This window comes from uncultured Oscillibacter sp., assembly GCF_910584465.1.
Lineage (GTDB): Bacteria > Bacillota > Clostridia > Oscillospirales > Oscillospiraceae > Oscillibacter.
Window position 1 is genome coordinate 14,679 of record NZ_CAJUBK010000017.1, and the last position, 14,874, is coordinate 29,552.

Below are 14,874 nucleotides of genomic sequence, written 5' to 3' on the forward strand. Positions count from 1 at the left end.
GAGGCGGAGGGGATCCTTCGTTCGCAGTGGGCCGCCCCCCGAAGATCCGGGGGACGGGCAGGGGGGCTCCCCGCCCCGCCCGGGGACGAGGCGGCGGGACGGGGAGGGGGGCGCTCAGACGATCAGCAGCTGCTTGCCCAGCCGCCGGAGCTGGCGCTGGATATCGGGGGAGAGCCCGCTGTCTACGATGATGGTGCTGACGGCGTCCAGCTTTTCGAAGGCGAAGCGGGCGTTGGCGGAAAACTTGGAGTGGTCGCACAGGAGGATGGCCTCCCCCGCCTTGGAGATGCAGCTCTTTTTCAGGTTGATGTCGTCCAGGGTGTAGTTCAAGAGGCTCAGGTCGGGGCTGATGGCGTCCACGGAGAAGAAGAGCTTGTCGATCACCAGGCTGTTCAGCATGGCCTCCGCGAAGTAGCTGTAAGAGGAGTAGAACCCCTTGCGTATCATCCCGCCGACGAACAGCATGTCGAGATGTTTGTGGGCCCCGAGGGTCATGGCGATGCGAAGATCGTTGGTGATGAGGGTCCCGTGCAGGTCTTTATCCAAGATCTTCGCCAGCTCCAGCGTCGTGGACCCGGAATCCAGCATGATCCGGTCCCCGGGGGAGATCAGGCTCCGGGCGGCCTGGGCGATCCTCCGCTTCTCCTCCTGGGAGAAGGAGTCCTTCGTGGCCAAGGGCGGTTCCTCCTCATAGGCGGGGAAGGCGGCGGACCCTTCGGGCAGGATGGATCTGGCGCCGCCCCGGACCTTGACGATCTGCTTGCGGGCGTCCAGGGTGCTGATATAGCGGTGGGCGGTGGTCTTGGATATGTGGGAAAGGGACATCAGCTCTTCCACCGAGACGATCCCCTTCTTGTTGACCAGGTCGACGATCTTCTTTTCTCGTTCCAAGCTCAACATGCTGATCTACCTCACAATCAATGAGAGCTGGGAAGCCGGGGGAGAGGGGGCCGGCTTCCTCAGGAGAGGGTGGCGCGATAGGCTTTCACGACGTCCATGAAAGCCTTGACCCGGGAGACGTCGACGGCGTTCTCGAAGACGCCGTCATATTTGAAGGTGGTGGCGCAGACGGCCCCGTCCGAACTGGAGAGCTGGCGGACGATGTTGTCGATGTTGCACCCGGTGTTGCAGAGGATGGGGGTGCGCTTCACGGCGGACTTGACCCGGGTCAGGACCTGGGTGTCCGTCTCGGCCCCGGCGGTGAGGCCGGACACGCAGATGGCGTCGGGCCGGTTGTTGAACTCCGTGGAGCGGGCGATCTCCTCGATGGGGCGGTCGGCCAGGTATTTGGCGGCCTCGGGCACGATGTTGTAGAGCATCCGCACGTGCTGCGCCCCGATGTCCGCCCGGTGCCGGACGGTCCGGCCCACGTTGGTGTTCCACAGGCCGAAGTCCGAGGCGTAGACGCCGGTGATGATCTCCCGGATGAACCTGCCGCCCACGGCGGCGCACAGATCCAAGGAGGCGATGGGGTCCCAGAGGCAGTTGACGCCGTAAGGCACTGCGATCTCATCCTTCAGTGCGCCGATGATCCAGCCCATGGAGGCGATGGTGATGGGCTCCACCTCGGTCAGATAGGGGAGGCTGAACTCGTTCGAGAACATGACGCCGTCCACGCCGCCCTCCTGCAAGGCGCGCAGGTCCCTCCGGGCACACTCCAGGACGTAGTCCATCCCCTTCTCCCGGTCATAATAAGGGTCGTGGGGCAGCGGCTGGAGATGGCACATCGCGATGATCGGTTTTTTCACGCCAAAAAGTTCTTCCATCCAGTTCATGATTCGCTCGATCCTTTCATCGTTTTACTGCATTTACCATGCATATGAACCATTTTAACATAGTCTGATTCAAAATGCAACCAGAGAATGAAAAATTTGAATCAATTTGGAAATAAGTGTTGCAAAATGGTTCAAAGCATATTAAAATGAAAGGAGCGAGACCGGAAAGACCCATTTTGGAGAAGGAGGACAGGGCGGTGATCAGACTCATACCCTCGCTGGCGTCGGCAGATCCGCTGGATCTGAGAGGCGCGATCGACAGCGTGCCGGAGGCGGGGATGCTCCATATGGACATCGAGGATGGGAACTTCATCCCGAACATCACCTTCGGCCTGCGGACGGTGGAGGCGGTCTCCGGGCGCTATCCGGACCGGCGCCTGGACGTGCACCTGATGGTCTCGGACCCGGGGGCGTATCTGGAGGGCCTGCTGGAGGCCGGGGCGGCGCGCATCGCCTTCCAGGTGGAGGCGGCGTCCTATCCGGCGGCGCTCCTCAGCCGGATACGGGCGGGCGGGGCCCAGGCCGGGCTGGCCTTCGACCTGCGGACGCCGCTGGAGCTGGCCGGGATCTACGCGGACCGGCTGGACCACGTGCTGCTCATGACCGCGGAGCCCGACGGGGAGGGGCAGAGGTTCAACCCCTGGGCGCTGTCCAGGATCGCCCGGGCCCGGGCGATCCTGCCGGAGCGGGTGGGGATCGCGGTGGACGGCGGCATCTCGCCGGAGCTGCTGCCCCAGGTGGTCCGGGCGGGAGCGGACACGGTGGTCCTGGGCCGGGCGGTCTGGGGAGCGGAGCGGCCGGGGGAGCGCTATCGGGAGCTGACGGCCCTGGCCAACGAGGCGCGGCGCGGATGAGCGCGGGAAAGGAGGAGCGGATGTACGAACAGGGGAAGGCGGCGGTGCTGAGCGCCGCGCTGGAGATCAAACGATGCGGGCTCGTGTCGCTGTCGGGCGGCAACGTGGGGGTCCGAGCGGCGGAGGACCGGTTCCTGGTGACGCCGTCGGGGATGATCTATGAGGAGATGGTCCCGGAGGACGTGTGCCTCATCGACGGGGAGTGCCGCACGATCGAGGGGAGGCGGAAGCCCTCCTCCGACTCGGCGGCGCTGGCGTATATCTTCCGGCACATGCCGGAGGTGGGGGCGGTGATCCACACGCACCAGCCTTGGGCCACGGCGGCGGGCTTCGTGATGGAGGAGATCCCGGAGCGCCTGGTGACCATCATCGACGCCTGCGGGGCGCCGGTCCATGTGGCGCCCTTCACGCCCTCTTCCGCCGTGGGCATGGGCGTGCTGGCGGTAGAGCATGCCGGAGGGTCCCGGGCGGTAATCTTGAAGCACCACGGCGTGATCGCGTTGGGAGCGGATCTGAAGGAGGCGCTGTACGCCGCGGTCTACCTGGAAGAGGGCGCGAAGACGCTGATGCTGGCGCGGATGGCGGGCGCCGCCGTCCCGCCCCTGGACCCGGAGCTGGTGGCCCGGGAGAAAGCGGGCTGGGAGACGTATGGACAATAAGGGGATGGACGTCCGCAGGGGCCCCGGGCTGTTCCTCAGCGACGTGGATGGCACCCTGCTCAAGACCCGGGAGCCTGTCCCGCCGGCGGCTTTGGCCGCGGTCCGACGGTGGATGGAAGCGGGCGGGCGGTTCGCCCTGTCCACCGGGCGGTGCCTGCGGTCGGCCCGGCGGCTGGTGGAGGAGATCCCGGTCAACGCCCCCTGCATCCTCTGCGGCGGAGCGCTGGTCTACGACTTCTCCCAGGACCGGGCCCTGTATGCCCGGCCGCTGGAGGAGGGGACGCTGGGGAAGCTGGAGGCGGTCCTGGAGGGATACCCGGGCGTCAGCGTCACGGTGACCACGCAGGAGGAGGTATACAACCTCCGCGTGAACGGCCGGCTGAGGGCCCGGGGGGTGGAGGAGGACGCTAATGCGCCCCTGGCCGCCCTGGGGGACGTCCGGGGAGCGGTCGTCAAGGTGCTGTTCACCGAGGACGATCCCGCGGTGCTGGAGGAGCTCCGGGAGCGCCTGTTCAGCGGGGGCGGGGAGACCTTCAGCTTTGCCAGCCGGCATTTCTGCGAGCTGACGGCCCGGGGCGTGGATAAGGGCAGCGCCGCCGCCTTCCTCCGGGGCCTCTTCGGCGGCTGCCGGATGTATACGGCGGGGGACGCGATGTCGGACGTGTACATGGCGGAGATCTCCGATCGCTTTTTCGCGCCGCTCAGCGCCCCGGGAGAGGTGCGGGCCCGGGCGGACCGGCTCTTCCCCCCGCCCTGGGAGGGCGGGATCGCGGAGGCGTTCCGCTGCGCGCTGGAGGACGGCGGGGCCCGGGGAGAGCGGCCGGGAGACGGACAGCAGGGATGGAGGGAGACGTGATGGCGAGATTGATCTGCCCGGCGGAGGGCACAACACCGCGGAAGAGGACCTATCTGGGCATCGAGCTGGGCTCGACCCGGATCAAGTCCGTGTTGATGGACGAGCAGTACCGGATCGTCGCGTCCGGCGGGTATACCTGGGAGAGCACGCTGGAGGGGGGGATCTGGACCTATTCCCTGGAGGAGGCCGCGGCCGGGCTGCGGGCCGCCCTGCGGGAGCTGCTGGCGGACCTGGAGGAGGACGCGGTCCTCCAGTGCGTGGGCCTGTCCGGCATGATGCACGGTTATCTGGCCTTCGACGAGGACTGGGAGCTTTTGACGCCCTTCCGGACCTGGCAGAACACCATGACCCGGGAGGCGGCGGAGGAGCTGACGGAGCTGCTGCAGTTCAACATCCCCCAGCGCCTGAGCGTGGCGCACCTGTATCAGGCGGTGCTGAACGGGGAAGAGCACGTGCCCCGGCTGCGCCACCTGACCACCCTGGCGGGGTATCTCCACTACCGGCTGACCGGCGTGGATGCCGTCTGCGTGGACGAGGCGTCGGGGATGTTCCCCATCGACTGCGGGGAGCTGGCCTATGACAGGGGGATGGCGGCGAAGACGGAGGCCCTGCTGGCCGCCCACGGGGCGGCGGTGTCCGTCGAGGCGCTGTTCCCCGGCGTCCTGGCCGCCGGCGCCGCCGCGGGCCGGCTGACAAAGGAGGGCTGCGCCTTCCTGGAGGGGCTGCTCCCCGAGGGGGTCCCCTTCGCCCCCGCCACGGGGGACGGAGGCACCGGCATGGCGGCGACCAACAGCGTGGCCCCCAGGACGGGGAACGTATCGGCAGGGACGTCGATCTTCGCGGACATCGTGCTGGAGCGGCCGCTGAAAAAGCTCTATCCCGAGATCGACATCGTCACCACCCCCGCCGGCAGGCCGGTGGCGGAGATCCACGGGAACAACTGCACGGCGGACATGAACATGTGGGTGAGGCTCTTCGGCGAGCTGCTGGCCCTGTTCGGGCGCAACGTGTCGGAGGACGAGCTGTTCCGGCGGCTGTACGTCCTCAGCCTGGAGGGCGAGGCGGACTGCGGCGGGATCGGCATCCTGAATTATCTGGCGGGGGAGTGCGTGACCCACATCGATGAGGGCCGCCCCCTGATGATCCGCCGGCCGGACAGCGCGCTGGGCCTGGCGAACTTCATCCGGGCCCACCTGTACAGCGTGTTCGCCACCCTGAAGGTGGGCATCGACCTGCTGCGGGACGAGGAGGTGCGCATCGACCGCCTGATGGGGCACGGCGGCGTGTTCAAGACCAAGGGGGTGGGCCAGCGGTACCTGGCTGCGGCCTGCGGCACCGAGGTGACCTGCCTGGAGCACGCGGGAGAGGGCGGCCCTTACGGCATGGCGCTGCTGTGCGCCTATGTGTTCCAGAGGGACGAGGGCGAGTCCCTGGAGGATTTCCTGGCGTCGAAGGTGTTCCGGGACGCCGGTATGGAGACCGTCCTGCCCCGGGAGGAGGACGAAGAGGGCTTCCGGCACTATTTGGAACGATTTGAGAATTGTATCGAATTGGACCGCCGCGCGCTGGAGCTGGGGCTGTGAGCGGGCGGGTCAGACCAGGATGACGTCGATCCCCATCTCGGTGAAATAGGAGTGGGTATGGTCGTCCAGCTCCCGCCCGGTGATGATGTGGTCGATCTCCTCGAGGCTGCTGATGGTCACGAAGGCGATCCTTGAGAATTTGGTGTGATCGCAGAGGAGGATGACCTCCCGGGCCCCTTGGATCATGGCCTTCTTCCCGGTGACTTCGTCCAGGGAGAAGGCCATGAGCCCTTTTTCGGAGTCCACGGCGTCGGTGCTGATGAAGGCGGTGTCCGCGTGCATCTGGGAGATGATGTTGTCGCTGAAATAGCCGATCATGGAGTTGTGCCGCTTGCGCAGCTTCCCGCCGATGACGATGATCTCCAGGTCCTCGTTGTCCGAGAGGGCCATGGCGGAGGAGAGGTCGCTGCTGGCCACCATCAGGCTGTGGTGGTACTCCTTCAGCTTCACGGCCAATTCATAGGTCGTGGTCCCGGAATCCAGGAATATGGTGTCGTTTGGATGGATGAACCGCATCGCCGCCTCGGCGATGCGGATCTTTTCGTCCCTATTTTCCGACTGGCGCACCTGGACGGAGGCCTCGGAGGTCACGTTGAACTGTTCGACGTCGTCGCCCAGGGCGATGCCGCCCCGGGTGCGGGTCAGATGGCCCTCCTGTTCCAGCTCATAGACGTCCCTGCGGAGGGTGGATTTGGACGCGTTTATCTTTTGGGTGAGTTCGTTGAAAGAGATGTACCTCCGCTCATTCAGCAGGCTCAGGATCTTGTCGTGCCGTTCGGCAGGTATCATATCGGTCTACTCCTTCGTGTTGATTTTTGAGAGAAAGGGCATCGGGGACAAGCATAGCGGAGCGATAGGGACGAGAAACGCTGTAAATACCTTATTTTTATGATAACGGATAACTATGCGTTTGTAAAGGATCAAAGTAGTAAATTTTTGATAAAAGCCCAGGGATCGGCACCCGGCAGGACCACCAAAAAAGGGAGAGGGGAGGGAGGGGAGATCCTGCGATTTTTGCCAAACAATGAGAAGAAATTTCTACGATTGTTCCAAAAAGATCTAATTAATTCCAAAATGAGCCAAAAAGAGTTGACGCGTTTTAAATATTATTGTAAAATACGATTACCAAATGAGTGGTGCGATTTGAGCCGAGCCGGCAGGGAACTGCAAGATATGCCCCTGCTTTTGAAGGGACTGCTGGCTTTTTGGTCGATTTTGATCCAAAGATCCCCGTTTTAAAGCGATGGACGATACACTTTGAAATTTCAGGATCGAGGGAACGGTATGGAACAAAGCAAACAGAAGGCGACCATCTTCAACAATGTCATGGGTCCTGTTGGCATCGGGCCTTCCACCTCCAACACCTGCGGCCCCTGCCGGGTGGCCTATCTGAGCGCGAAGCTGTGCCGGGGGCCTCTGAAAGAGGCGGAGATCGTGTTCCCGGCGGAGGGTGGCTATTCCTCTCCCAACGGGAAGGGGATGCGCTCCGACTATGCCTTCGCCCACGGGCTGCTGGGGCGGCTCCCGGACGCGGGCGCCCCCCTGCTGGACGCCTTCGACGATCTGAAAGCGGCGGGGGTGGAGCTGCGCTTCACCGTGGACCCCGCTCTGGAGGCCGGCGGGGAGCACCTGCTCAGCCTGCTGAGGCTGACGGACGCGGGAGGGGAGACCACGGTGGTCCGGGGCCTGTCCAAGGGCGGCGGCATCATCGAGCTGACGCAGATCGACGATCTCCCGGTCTCCATCGGCGGGGAGCGCCATCTGCTGCTGGTCTTCACGGAGGCGGCAGCCGCCGCCGGACTGACGGAGGCGCTGCGGAGCGCCTGGCCGGAACTGGCGGACTACGAGAGCGCCTGCTCCGTGGCCGGGGGCCGGGCACTGATTCAGATCCCCATGCGCGAGCCCTTCGCTCCGGAAAAGCTGGGGCAGGTGCGGAGCATGGACGCCGTCCGGCGGGCCTGCGTGCTCCCGGCCATCCTGCCGGTGGTGGTGGTCCCCCGGCCGGAGCCTCCCTTCGAGACGGCCGACGAGCTGTCCGGCTACTGCGAGAGGACCGGGGCCTCCCTCACGGAGGCGGCGGTCGCCTATGAACGGAGCGTCAGCGGCTGGAGTGAGGAACGGATCCGGGGATATGCCCGATCCGTGCTGGAGGCCATGCGGGACGCCGTCCGCCATGGCCTGGAGCCCGGCCTGCGGTTCGACGGGATCGTGGAGCCCTCCGCGGCCCGGATGCTGGGCGGCCTGGAGGGAGGGACCGTCATCGACGACGGCATCGTCTCCCGGGCGGCGGTCTATTCGCTGGCGGTGATGGAGTACAGCAATGCCTCCGGCGTGGTGGTCTGCATGCCGACGGCGGGGGCCTCCGGCACGGTGGCCGGGGCGCTGCTGGCGGCGGCGGAGCGGCTGGGCAGCACGGACCGGGAGCTCGTGGACGCGCTGCTGGCGGCAGGGGCCGTGGGCGTATCCATCTCGGAGGACAACGACTTCTGCGGAGGCGTCTATGGCTGCCAGGCGGAGGTGGGCTGTGCCTCCGGCATGGCGGCGGCGGCGCTGGCGGTCCTGCGGGGCGGCACGGCGAGGCAGGCGATGGACGCGGCCTCCATGGCGCTGCAGAACATGCTGGGGCTGATCTGCGACCCGGTCTGCGGGCTGGTCCAGGTCCCCTGCTTCTCCAGGAACATGTCGGCGGTGGCCAACGCGGTGGTCTGCGCCAATGCCGCGCTGTTGGGATACCCCGGGACGATCCCCCTGCAGGACGCCTTCGAGGCGATGAAGTCCTCCGGCGCGTCGATGCCGGCGGAGCTGAAGGGGGGCGGCGGCGGCCTGTGCCGGACCCGGCAGGGGCGCTGCCTGCTGGAACGGTATACGGCCGGGAGAGGCGGCACTTGAGCGCCTTATTGAAAGAGGAGGACGGCGCCGGCCCGCCGGAGGCGGGCGGCAGGCGCGGGAGAGATCGAACGGCTTAAGGAGGATGGATATTTATGGAAAAGAACTATGAGACGATCCAAAAGATCATGGAGCGGGAGCTGATCCCGGCCCTGGGCTGTACGGAGCCGATGGCGTTCGGGCTGGTCTCCTCCGCCGCGCGGCACTATGCCGGCGGGGAGAAGATCGAGAGCATCCATGTAGAAGGATCCCCCTCTTTGATCAAGGGAGTCGCCTACGTCAAGATCCCCCATTCCCACGGACTGCGGGGCGGGAAGTACGCGGCCTCCATGGGCGCCGTCGGCGGGGACTATACCTTGGATATGGAGGTCTTCGCCTCTGTGACGGACGAGCACGTCAAGGAGGCGGTGGCGCTGGCGGAGTCCGGGGCCGTCACGGTGGAGAAGGTGGAGGCGGACCGGAAGATGTACCTGCGCTCCACCGTGGTCACGGACGCGGGCACCGCCACGGCGCTGATCCAGGACTCCCACAACAACATCTGCTACATCGAGCGGGACGGGGAAGTGATCAAGGACACCCGGATCACGGCGGAGGAAGCCACGAAGGTCCTGGACGAGATGCCGGACTACTCTGTCCTCAGCGTGGGGTCCATCTATGAGTTCTGCAGGAACGCGCCCTTGTCCTGCTTCGGCCGGATCCGGCAGGCCATCGAGCTGACCAAGGCCATCTCCAAGGACGGCATGGACCATCCCTACGGCCTCCGGGTGGGGCAGAACCTCCGGGACGCGGCGGGCAGGGACATCATGGGCCTGGACCTTGCGGCCAAGGCGGTGATGTGGGGCGCCGCGGGCGTGGACGCCCGGATGGGCGGGAGCAGCTTCCCCGCCATGAGCAATTCCGGGAGCGGCAACCAGGGCATCACCTGCACGATGCCGGTGGTGGCGGCGGCGGAGCACCTGGGGAAGAGCGAGGAGGAGACGATCCGGGCCGCCGCGGTCAGCAACCTGCTGACGATCTTCGTCAAGACCCACTACGATGTGAACTACGGCCGCATGGCTCCCGTCTGCTGCGCGGCGGTGGCGGCCGGCGGTGCGGGCGCGGGCGTGGGCTATCTGCTGGGCATGGAGGCGGAGGAGCTGGCCATGGTGCTGCAGAACATCCTGGGCGCGGTGTCCGGCCTGTTCTGCGACGGCGCCAAGAGCAACTGCGCGCTGAAGGTCTCCATGGCCCTCCAGGGGGCGATGCAGAGCGTGATCCTGGCCTCTCAGGGCTGCGCGGCCAACGAGTTCGACGGGATCGTGGGCCGCACGGTAGAGGATACCATCCGCAATTTCTTCCTGATCCAAAAGGAGGGCATGCCCAATATCGAGGACGTGCTCTGCCGGATCGAGGCGGAGAAAGAAGAGGTCTGCTGACCGCTCCCCATGTAAGGTATGTCCGTTTTTACGAACATATAAATTTTTTAAGAAAGAAGGAAAAAAGTGTGAAAAAGGCATTGTCTCTCGCCCTGGCTCTGGTCATGGCCCTGTCCCTGTGCGCTTGCGCGAACTCTGGTGGGTCCTCCTCCGCTCCCGGCGGCGGCAGCTCCGGCGGATCTTCCTCCGGCGGCGGCTCCTCCTCCTCGGGCTCGGATACCATCCGCCTGGCGGTGGTGGGCCCCATGACCGGCGCGGACGCCGACTATGGCGCCGGCTTCAAGAACTCCGCCATGGTCATGGCCGACAAGTGGAACGCGGAAGGCGGCGTCCTCGGCAAGCAGGTCGAGATCGTGGTCTTCGACGACAAGGGCTCTCCCGAAGAGGCCGCCAACGTGGCCGAGCAGATCGTGGCGGACGATTCCATCGTCGCCGTGGTGGGCCACTTCACCAGCTCCTGCTCCATGGCCGCGGCCCCGGTCTATCAGGACCACAAGATGCTGGAGGTCTCCCCCTGCTCCTCCCACGCCGACTACACCAAGACCGGCGACTGGATCTGGCGCGTCAGCCCGCTGACCGCGGATGAGGCCCGCACCGTCTCGAAGTTCGTGGCCAACTACTGGCAGGCCAAGAAGGTGGGCATCCTGACCATGAACACCGACTGGGGCCTGGAGGTCGCCAACCTGGAGAAGGAGTACATCAAGCAGTTCAACCCCGACATCGAGATCGTGGAGGAGCTGGTGGTCGAGGGCAACGACGACTACGGCCCCGTGGTCACCAACTTCACCTCCGCCGGCGTCGACACCGTGATCCTGGCGTCCACCTATACCATCTCCGCCCCCTTCCTGAAGCAGATGCGCACCGCCGATCCCGACGTGAACGCCATCGCCCACGGCAACTGCCAGGTCACGCAGCTGACGGACATCGTCGGCGAGGACTGCAACGACTTCTGCTGCTCCTGCTCCTGGTCCCCCATCTTCACCGATGACGCCACCGCTTATTACCTGGAGAAGTACGCGGAGCTGGATCCCAACAACGCGCCCATCGGCGACTATGCCCAGTACTATGACACGGTGGGCGTGGTCCTCGAGGCCATCAAGGCCGCCGGCACCACCGACCGTGAGGCCGTCCGCACCGCCCTGGCGGGCATCGAGTACACCGGCCTGTCCGGCATCATGAAGTTCGACGAGAACCGCGACTGCCCCCGTGACTATGGTGTCGTTTATTGGGATACCTCCGATAACAACTGGCATCAGAACACGGAGTGGAACACCTGATCCCATCCACGCCCAGATGATCTCCCGGACCTCTGCGGAGCCAAAGCTCCGCAGAGGTCCGGGAAGGATATGATTATGGCGGAAAGGAGATAAGTTGCTATCTCGCATAACAACGGACATCGAATATGACCAATATCTTAATGTACATCATCGACGGGATCGTGCTGGGACTTATCTACGCGCTGGTGGCCTGCGGCTACTCTTTGATCTTCAGCATCCTGCGGATCGTGAACTTCGCCCACGGCGCCATCTACGCCTGCGGCGCGATGCTCACCCTGTTCTTCATCCGCCAGGGCGTCAACCCCTGGCTGAGCGTTCTCATCGCCATGGTGATCGACGGCTTGCTGGAGATGCTGATGGATAAGATCTGCATCGAGCCGCTGCGCAAGAAAAACTCCCCCGGCGTGTCCACGCTGATCGCGACAGAGGGCTTCTCCTATGTCGTCATGAATATGCTGATCATCCTCTTCGGTTCCAACCGGGCGACGTTCGAGCCCTTTTATGACCTGGGTTTTTCCATCGACCTCGGTCCCATCTCCATCACTTCCACGAAGATCGTCCTATTCGTCATCTCCGGCGGCCTGATGCTGCTGATGACGTATATTATCAATAGGACCCATTTCGGCCTGGCGATCCGGGCGGTGCAGCAGAACACCCAGTCTGCCAGGCTCATGGGCATCAACGTCAACCTTGTGGTGCTGGCCACGTTCTTCATGGCGGGCGCGACCGCCGCGGTGGCCGGCGCGCTGGTGGCCGGCTATTACCAGGTGGCCTATCCCACCATGGGCACGGTCATGGGGAACAAGACCCTGGCCACGGCCCTGCTGGGCGGCCTGGGCGCCATGCATGGCGGCCTTTTGGGCGGCATCATCATCGGCATCCTGGAGTGCATCGTGGCAGGCGTCCTCGGCGCGACCTACCGGGACGCGGTCTCCTTCGTGATCTTGATCGTGATCCTGGTCTTCCTGCCTTCCGGCTTGTTCGGGAAGAAAGATATTATAAAGGTGTGACGGCATGAAGAAAAACGAGAATAAAAAGAGCCGGCTGAACTCTTTTGAAAGGTTCGTGGACCGCTATAAGCTGATCATCGCGCTGGCGGTCACGGCTTTGCTGGTGGTCCTGCCCTTCCTGATGCCGAACGATTACCTGATGCGGGTCCTGGTCATCATCCTGCTGTATGTGGGCTTCGGCTTCGGCTTGAACCTGCTGCTGGGCGAGATGGGGCTGATGTCCCTGGGCCAGGCGGGCTTCGTGGGCGTGGGCGCTTACACGACGGCCATCTTGATGACGGAGTTCGGGTGGAACTTTCTCCCGTCCATCGTCAGCGGCGCGCTGATGGCGGCCCTGGTGGGCGTGCTGATCGGCCTGCCGACCCTGCGGCTCCGGGGATCCTATCTGGCCATCGTCACCATCGGCTTCGGCGAGATCATGCGCACCATCTTCCTGAACTGGACCTCGGTCACCGGCGGCGCCCTGGGCATCAAGGGCATCCCCCGTCCCAAGGTGCTGGGCATCGAGATGAATTTCACCAACAAGGGCTTCTATTTCGTGGTGCTGCTGACGGTGTTCCTGGTGGGCGTGTTCTGCCACACGCTGCATAACTCCAAGTACGGCCGGGTCTTCGCCACCATCAAGCAGGATGAGCTGGCGGCCACGATGATGGGCGTGGAGACCACCCGCTATAAGGTGATGGGCTTCGTGTTCTCCGCGGCGATCAGCGGCCTGATGGGCGGCTATTACGCCATGATGCAGCGCTACATCGACTCCAACAGCTTCATCTCCGACATGTCCGTCATGATCGTCAGCTGCCTGGTCATCGGCGGCGCGGCGACGCTGCGGGGACCGATCCTGGGGGCCATCCTCCTGGTGACGGTGCCGGAGGTGTTCCGCAGCCTCCAGGCGTACCGCTTCGTCTTCTACGGCGCGATCTTGATCGTCATGATGCTCGTCCGCCCCGCGGGCCTGCTGGGCTGGGACAGCACCCTGCCCTATAAGCTGCCCAAGGGCACGATGGAGCATAAAGCACAGCTGGAAAAAGAACACGAGAGGAAGGAGCAGGCCGTTGACGGACAGTGATCCGACGGCGAAGGGCTATGTCATTACTTGATGTAAAAGATTTGACGATTCATTTTGGCGGGCTGATCGCCGTCGACCACGTGACTTTCCACGTTGAACAAGGCGAGATCATCAGCATCATCGGCCCCAACGGCGCGGGGAAGACGACGATCTTCAACCTCCTGACCGGGCTGTACAAGCCCACGGAGGGCAGCATCGAATTCGACGGGCACCAGATCGCGGGCAAACGTTCCCAGGACATCGTGAAGCTGGGCATGGCCCGGACCTTCCAGAACCCCAAGGTGTTCACGAAGCTGCGCGTGATCGAGAACATCATGGTCGGCTCCCACATCCACACGGATTACAACGTGCTGGACGCGGTGTTCCGGACGCCGAGATACCGCCGGGAGGAGAAGGAGCGCTGCGGGGAGGCCCTGGCGTTCCTGGACCGGATGGGCTTTGAGGACAAGAGCGATATGTACGCCGGCTCCCTCCCCTACGGCGACCTGCGCCGGCTGGAGATCTTGCGGGCCATGGCCTCCAACGCGAAGCTCTTGCTGCTGGACGAGCCGGCGGCCGGTATGAACCCCCAGGAATCCGCCCAGCTGGTGGAATTCATCCAGAAGATCGCCAAGGAAGACGGCTATACGGTCATCCTCATCGAGCATGATATGAACGTCGTCATGAACGTGGCGGACCGCATCTACGTGCTGGACTACGGGAAGCTGATCGCCCAGGGGCTGCCGGAGCAGATCCATTCCGATCCGGACGTGATCCGAGCGTATCTGGGAGGGAAGACATCATGATTTTATCGATCCAGGACCTCCATGTGTATTATGGGAGCATCCATGCGCTCAAGGGGATCAGCCTGGAGGTGGACGAGGGCGAGATCGTCACCCTGATCGGCGCCAACGGGGCGGGCAAGACCACCACCATGGGCGCGATCAGCGGCCTGCTGCCCATCAAGAGCGGCGTCATCACCTTCGAGGGCCGGCAGATCAGCGGCATGAGCGCGGAGAAGATCACGCCCCTGGGCATCTCCCTCTCTCCCGAGGGGCGGGGGCTGTTCCCCGGCCTCTCCGTGGAGGAGAACCTCCGCCTGGGCGCGTACCTGAAGAAGGACAAGGACTTCATCGCCCAGCGCTTCGAGGAGATCTATACCATGTTCCCCCGGCTGAAGGAGCGCTATAAGCAGCTGGCGGGCACGCTCTCCGGCGGCGAGCAGCAGATGGTGGCCGTGGGGAGGGCGCTGATGTCCGGCCCGAAGCTGGTCATGCTGGACGAGCCCTCCATGGGCCTTGCGCCGAACCTGGTGGATTTCATTTTCGAGACCATCACGAAGATCAATGAGAACGGCGTCAGCGTCCTCCTGGTGGAGCAGAACGCGAACATGGCGCTGCAGATCGCGGACCGGGGCTATGTGATCTCCACCGGCGAGATCATCCTGTCGGGCACCGGCAGGGAGCTGCTGAACGATCCGGAAGTGCGCAAAGCGTATTTGGGAGGCTGACGAG

At 64.3% G+C, this 14,874-nt stretch carries 14 protein-coding genes; 11 read left to right on the plus strand and 3 right to left on the minus strand.

From position 1 onward, the window contains the following. Positions 1–114 precede the first annotated feature (114 nt). Both QZ332_RS06085 and QZ332_RS06090 read right to left on the minus strand, forming a co-directional pair. Entirely contained in the window at positions 115–900 is a 786-nt protein-coding gene (locus tag QZ332_RS06085) for a DeoR/GlpR family DNA-binding transcription regulator (protein ID WP_295763646.1), read from the minus strand. A 59-nt stretch (positions 901–959) separates the two neighbouring features. Continuing rightward, entirely contained in the window at positions 960–1,766 is an 807-nt protein-coding gene (locus QZ332_RS06090) for a BtpA/SgcQ family protein (protein ID WP_363324008.1), read from the minus strand. A 206-nt stretch (positions 1,767–1,972) separates the two neighbouring features. Here QZ332_RS06090 and QZ332_RS06095 point away from each other — a divergent pair, with 206 nt between their 5' ends. From QZ332_RS06095 to QZ332_RS06110, 4 genes are read left to right on the plus strand one after another with little or no spacing between them, the layout of a single operon-like run. Beyond that, positions 1,973–2,629 carry a ribulose-phosphate 3-epimerase gene (locus QZ332_RS06095; protein ID WP_295763648.1) on the plus strand — a complete coding sequence of 219 codons (657 nt, stop codon included), beginning with the start codon at positions 1,973–1,975 and terminating at the stop codon, positions 2,627–2,629. Continuing rightward, a complete protein-coding gene (locus QZ332_RS06100; protein WP_295763650.1) occupies positions 2,626–3,288 on the plus strand; it encodes a class II aldolase/adducin family protein in 663 nt (220 codons plus the stop codon). Before QZ332_RS06095 ends, QZ332_RS06100 begins: the two co-directional genes overlap by 4 nt. Beyond that, positions 3,278–4,144: an HAD family hydrolase gene (locus QZ332_RS06105; protein WP_295763652.1), complete on the plus strand. Its 867-nt coding sequence runs from the start codon at positions 3,278–3,280 to the stop codon at positions 4,142–4,144. Before QZ332_RS06100 ends, QZ332_RS06105 begins: the two co-directional genes overlap by 11 nt. Continuing rightward, positions 4,144–5,727, plus strand: coding sequence for an FGGY-family carbohydrate kinase (locus QZ332_RS06110; RefSeq protein ID WP_295763653.1), 1,584 nt, complete (start codon positions 4,144–4,146; stop codon positions 5,725–5,727). Before QZ332_RS06105 ends, QZ332_RS06110 begins: the two co-directional genes overlap by 1 nt. Before the next feature lie 9 nt (positions 5,728–5,736). On the opposite strand, the gene QZ332_RS06115 is transcribed toward QZ332_RS06110, so the two are convergent. Further along, the gene (locus QZ332_RS06115; protein WP_295763655.1) at positions 5,737–6,516 is read right to left on the minus strand and encodes a DeoR/GlpR family DNA-binding transcription regulator; all 780 of its coding nucleotides are present in this window, start codon (positions 6,514–6,516) and stop codon (positions 5,737–5,739) included. A gap of 495 nt (positions 6,517–7,011) precedes the next feature. On the opposite strand from QZ332_RS06115, the gene QZ332_RS06120 reads away from it, so the two are divergent. From QZ332_RS06120 to QZ332_RS06150, 7 genes are all read left to right on the plus strand, one after another. Next, positions 7,012–8,616, plus strand: a complete 1,605-nt coding sequence (locus QZ332_RS06120; protein WP_295763658.1) for an L-serine ammonia-lyase, iron-sulfur-dependent, subunit alpha — start codon at positions 7,012–7,014, stop codon at positions 8,614–8,616. 92 nt (positions 8,617–8,708) lie between these two features. Beyond that, positions 8,709–10,028, plus strand: a complete 1,320-nt coding sequence (locus tag QZ332_RS06125) for a serine dehydratase subunit alpha family protein (RefSeq protein ID WP_295763659.1) — start codon at positions 8,709–8,711, stop codon at positions 10,026–10,028. A 68-nt stretch (positions 10,029–10,096) separates the two neighbouring features. Continuing rightward, positions 10,097–11,305, plus strand: coding sequence for an ABC transporter substrate-binding protein (locus QZ332_RS06130; RefSeq protein ID WP_295763661.1), 1,209 nt, complete (start codon positions 10,097–10,099; stop codon positions 11,303–11,305). Between the two features lie 125 nt (positions 11,306–11,430). Continuing rightward, positions 11,431–12,315, plus strand: coding sequence for a branched-chain amino acid ABC transporter permease (locus tag QZ332_RS06135; RefSeq protein WP_295763663.1), 885 nt, complete (start codon positions 11,431–11,433; stop codon positions 12,313–12,315). Between the two features lie 4 nt (positions 12,316–12,319). Then, positions 12,320–13,381: a branched-chain amino acid ABC transporter permease gene (locus QZ332_RS06140; RefSeq protein WP_295763665.1), complete on the plus strand. Its 1,062-nt coding sequence runs from the start codon at positions 12,320–12,322 to the stop codon at positions 13,379–13,381. Between the two features lie 41 nt (positions 13,382–13,422). Then, positions 13,423–14,166: an ABC transporter ATP-binding protein gene (locus tag QZ332_RS06145; protein ID WP_363324010.1), complete on the plus strand. Its 744-nt coding sequence runs from the start codon at positions 13,423–13,425 to the stop codon at positions 14,164–14,166. Then, positions 14,166–14,870 carry an ABC transporter ATP-binding protein gene (locus QZ332_RS06150; protein ID WP_295763695.1) on the plus strand — a complete coding sequence of 235 codons (705 nt, stop codon included), beginning with the start codon at positions 14,166–14,168 and terminating at the stop codon, positions 14,868–14,870. The genes QZ332_RS06145 and QZ332_RS06150 overlap by 1 nt, the downstream gene beginning before the upstream one ends. Positions 14,871–14,874: the final 4 nt, after the last annotated feature.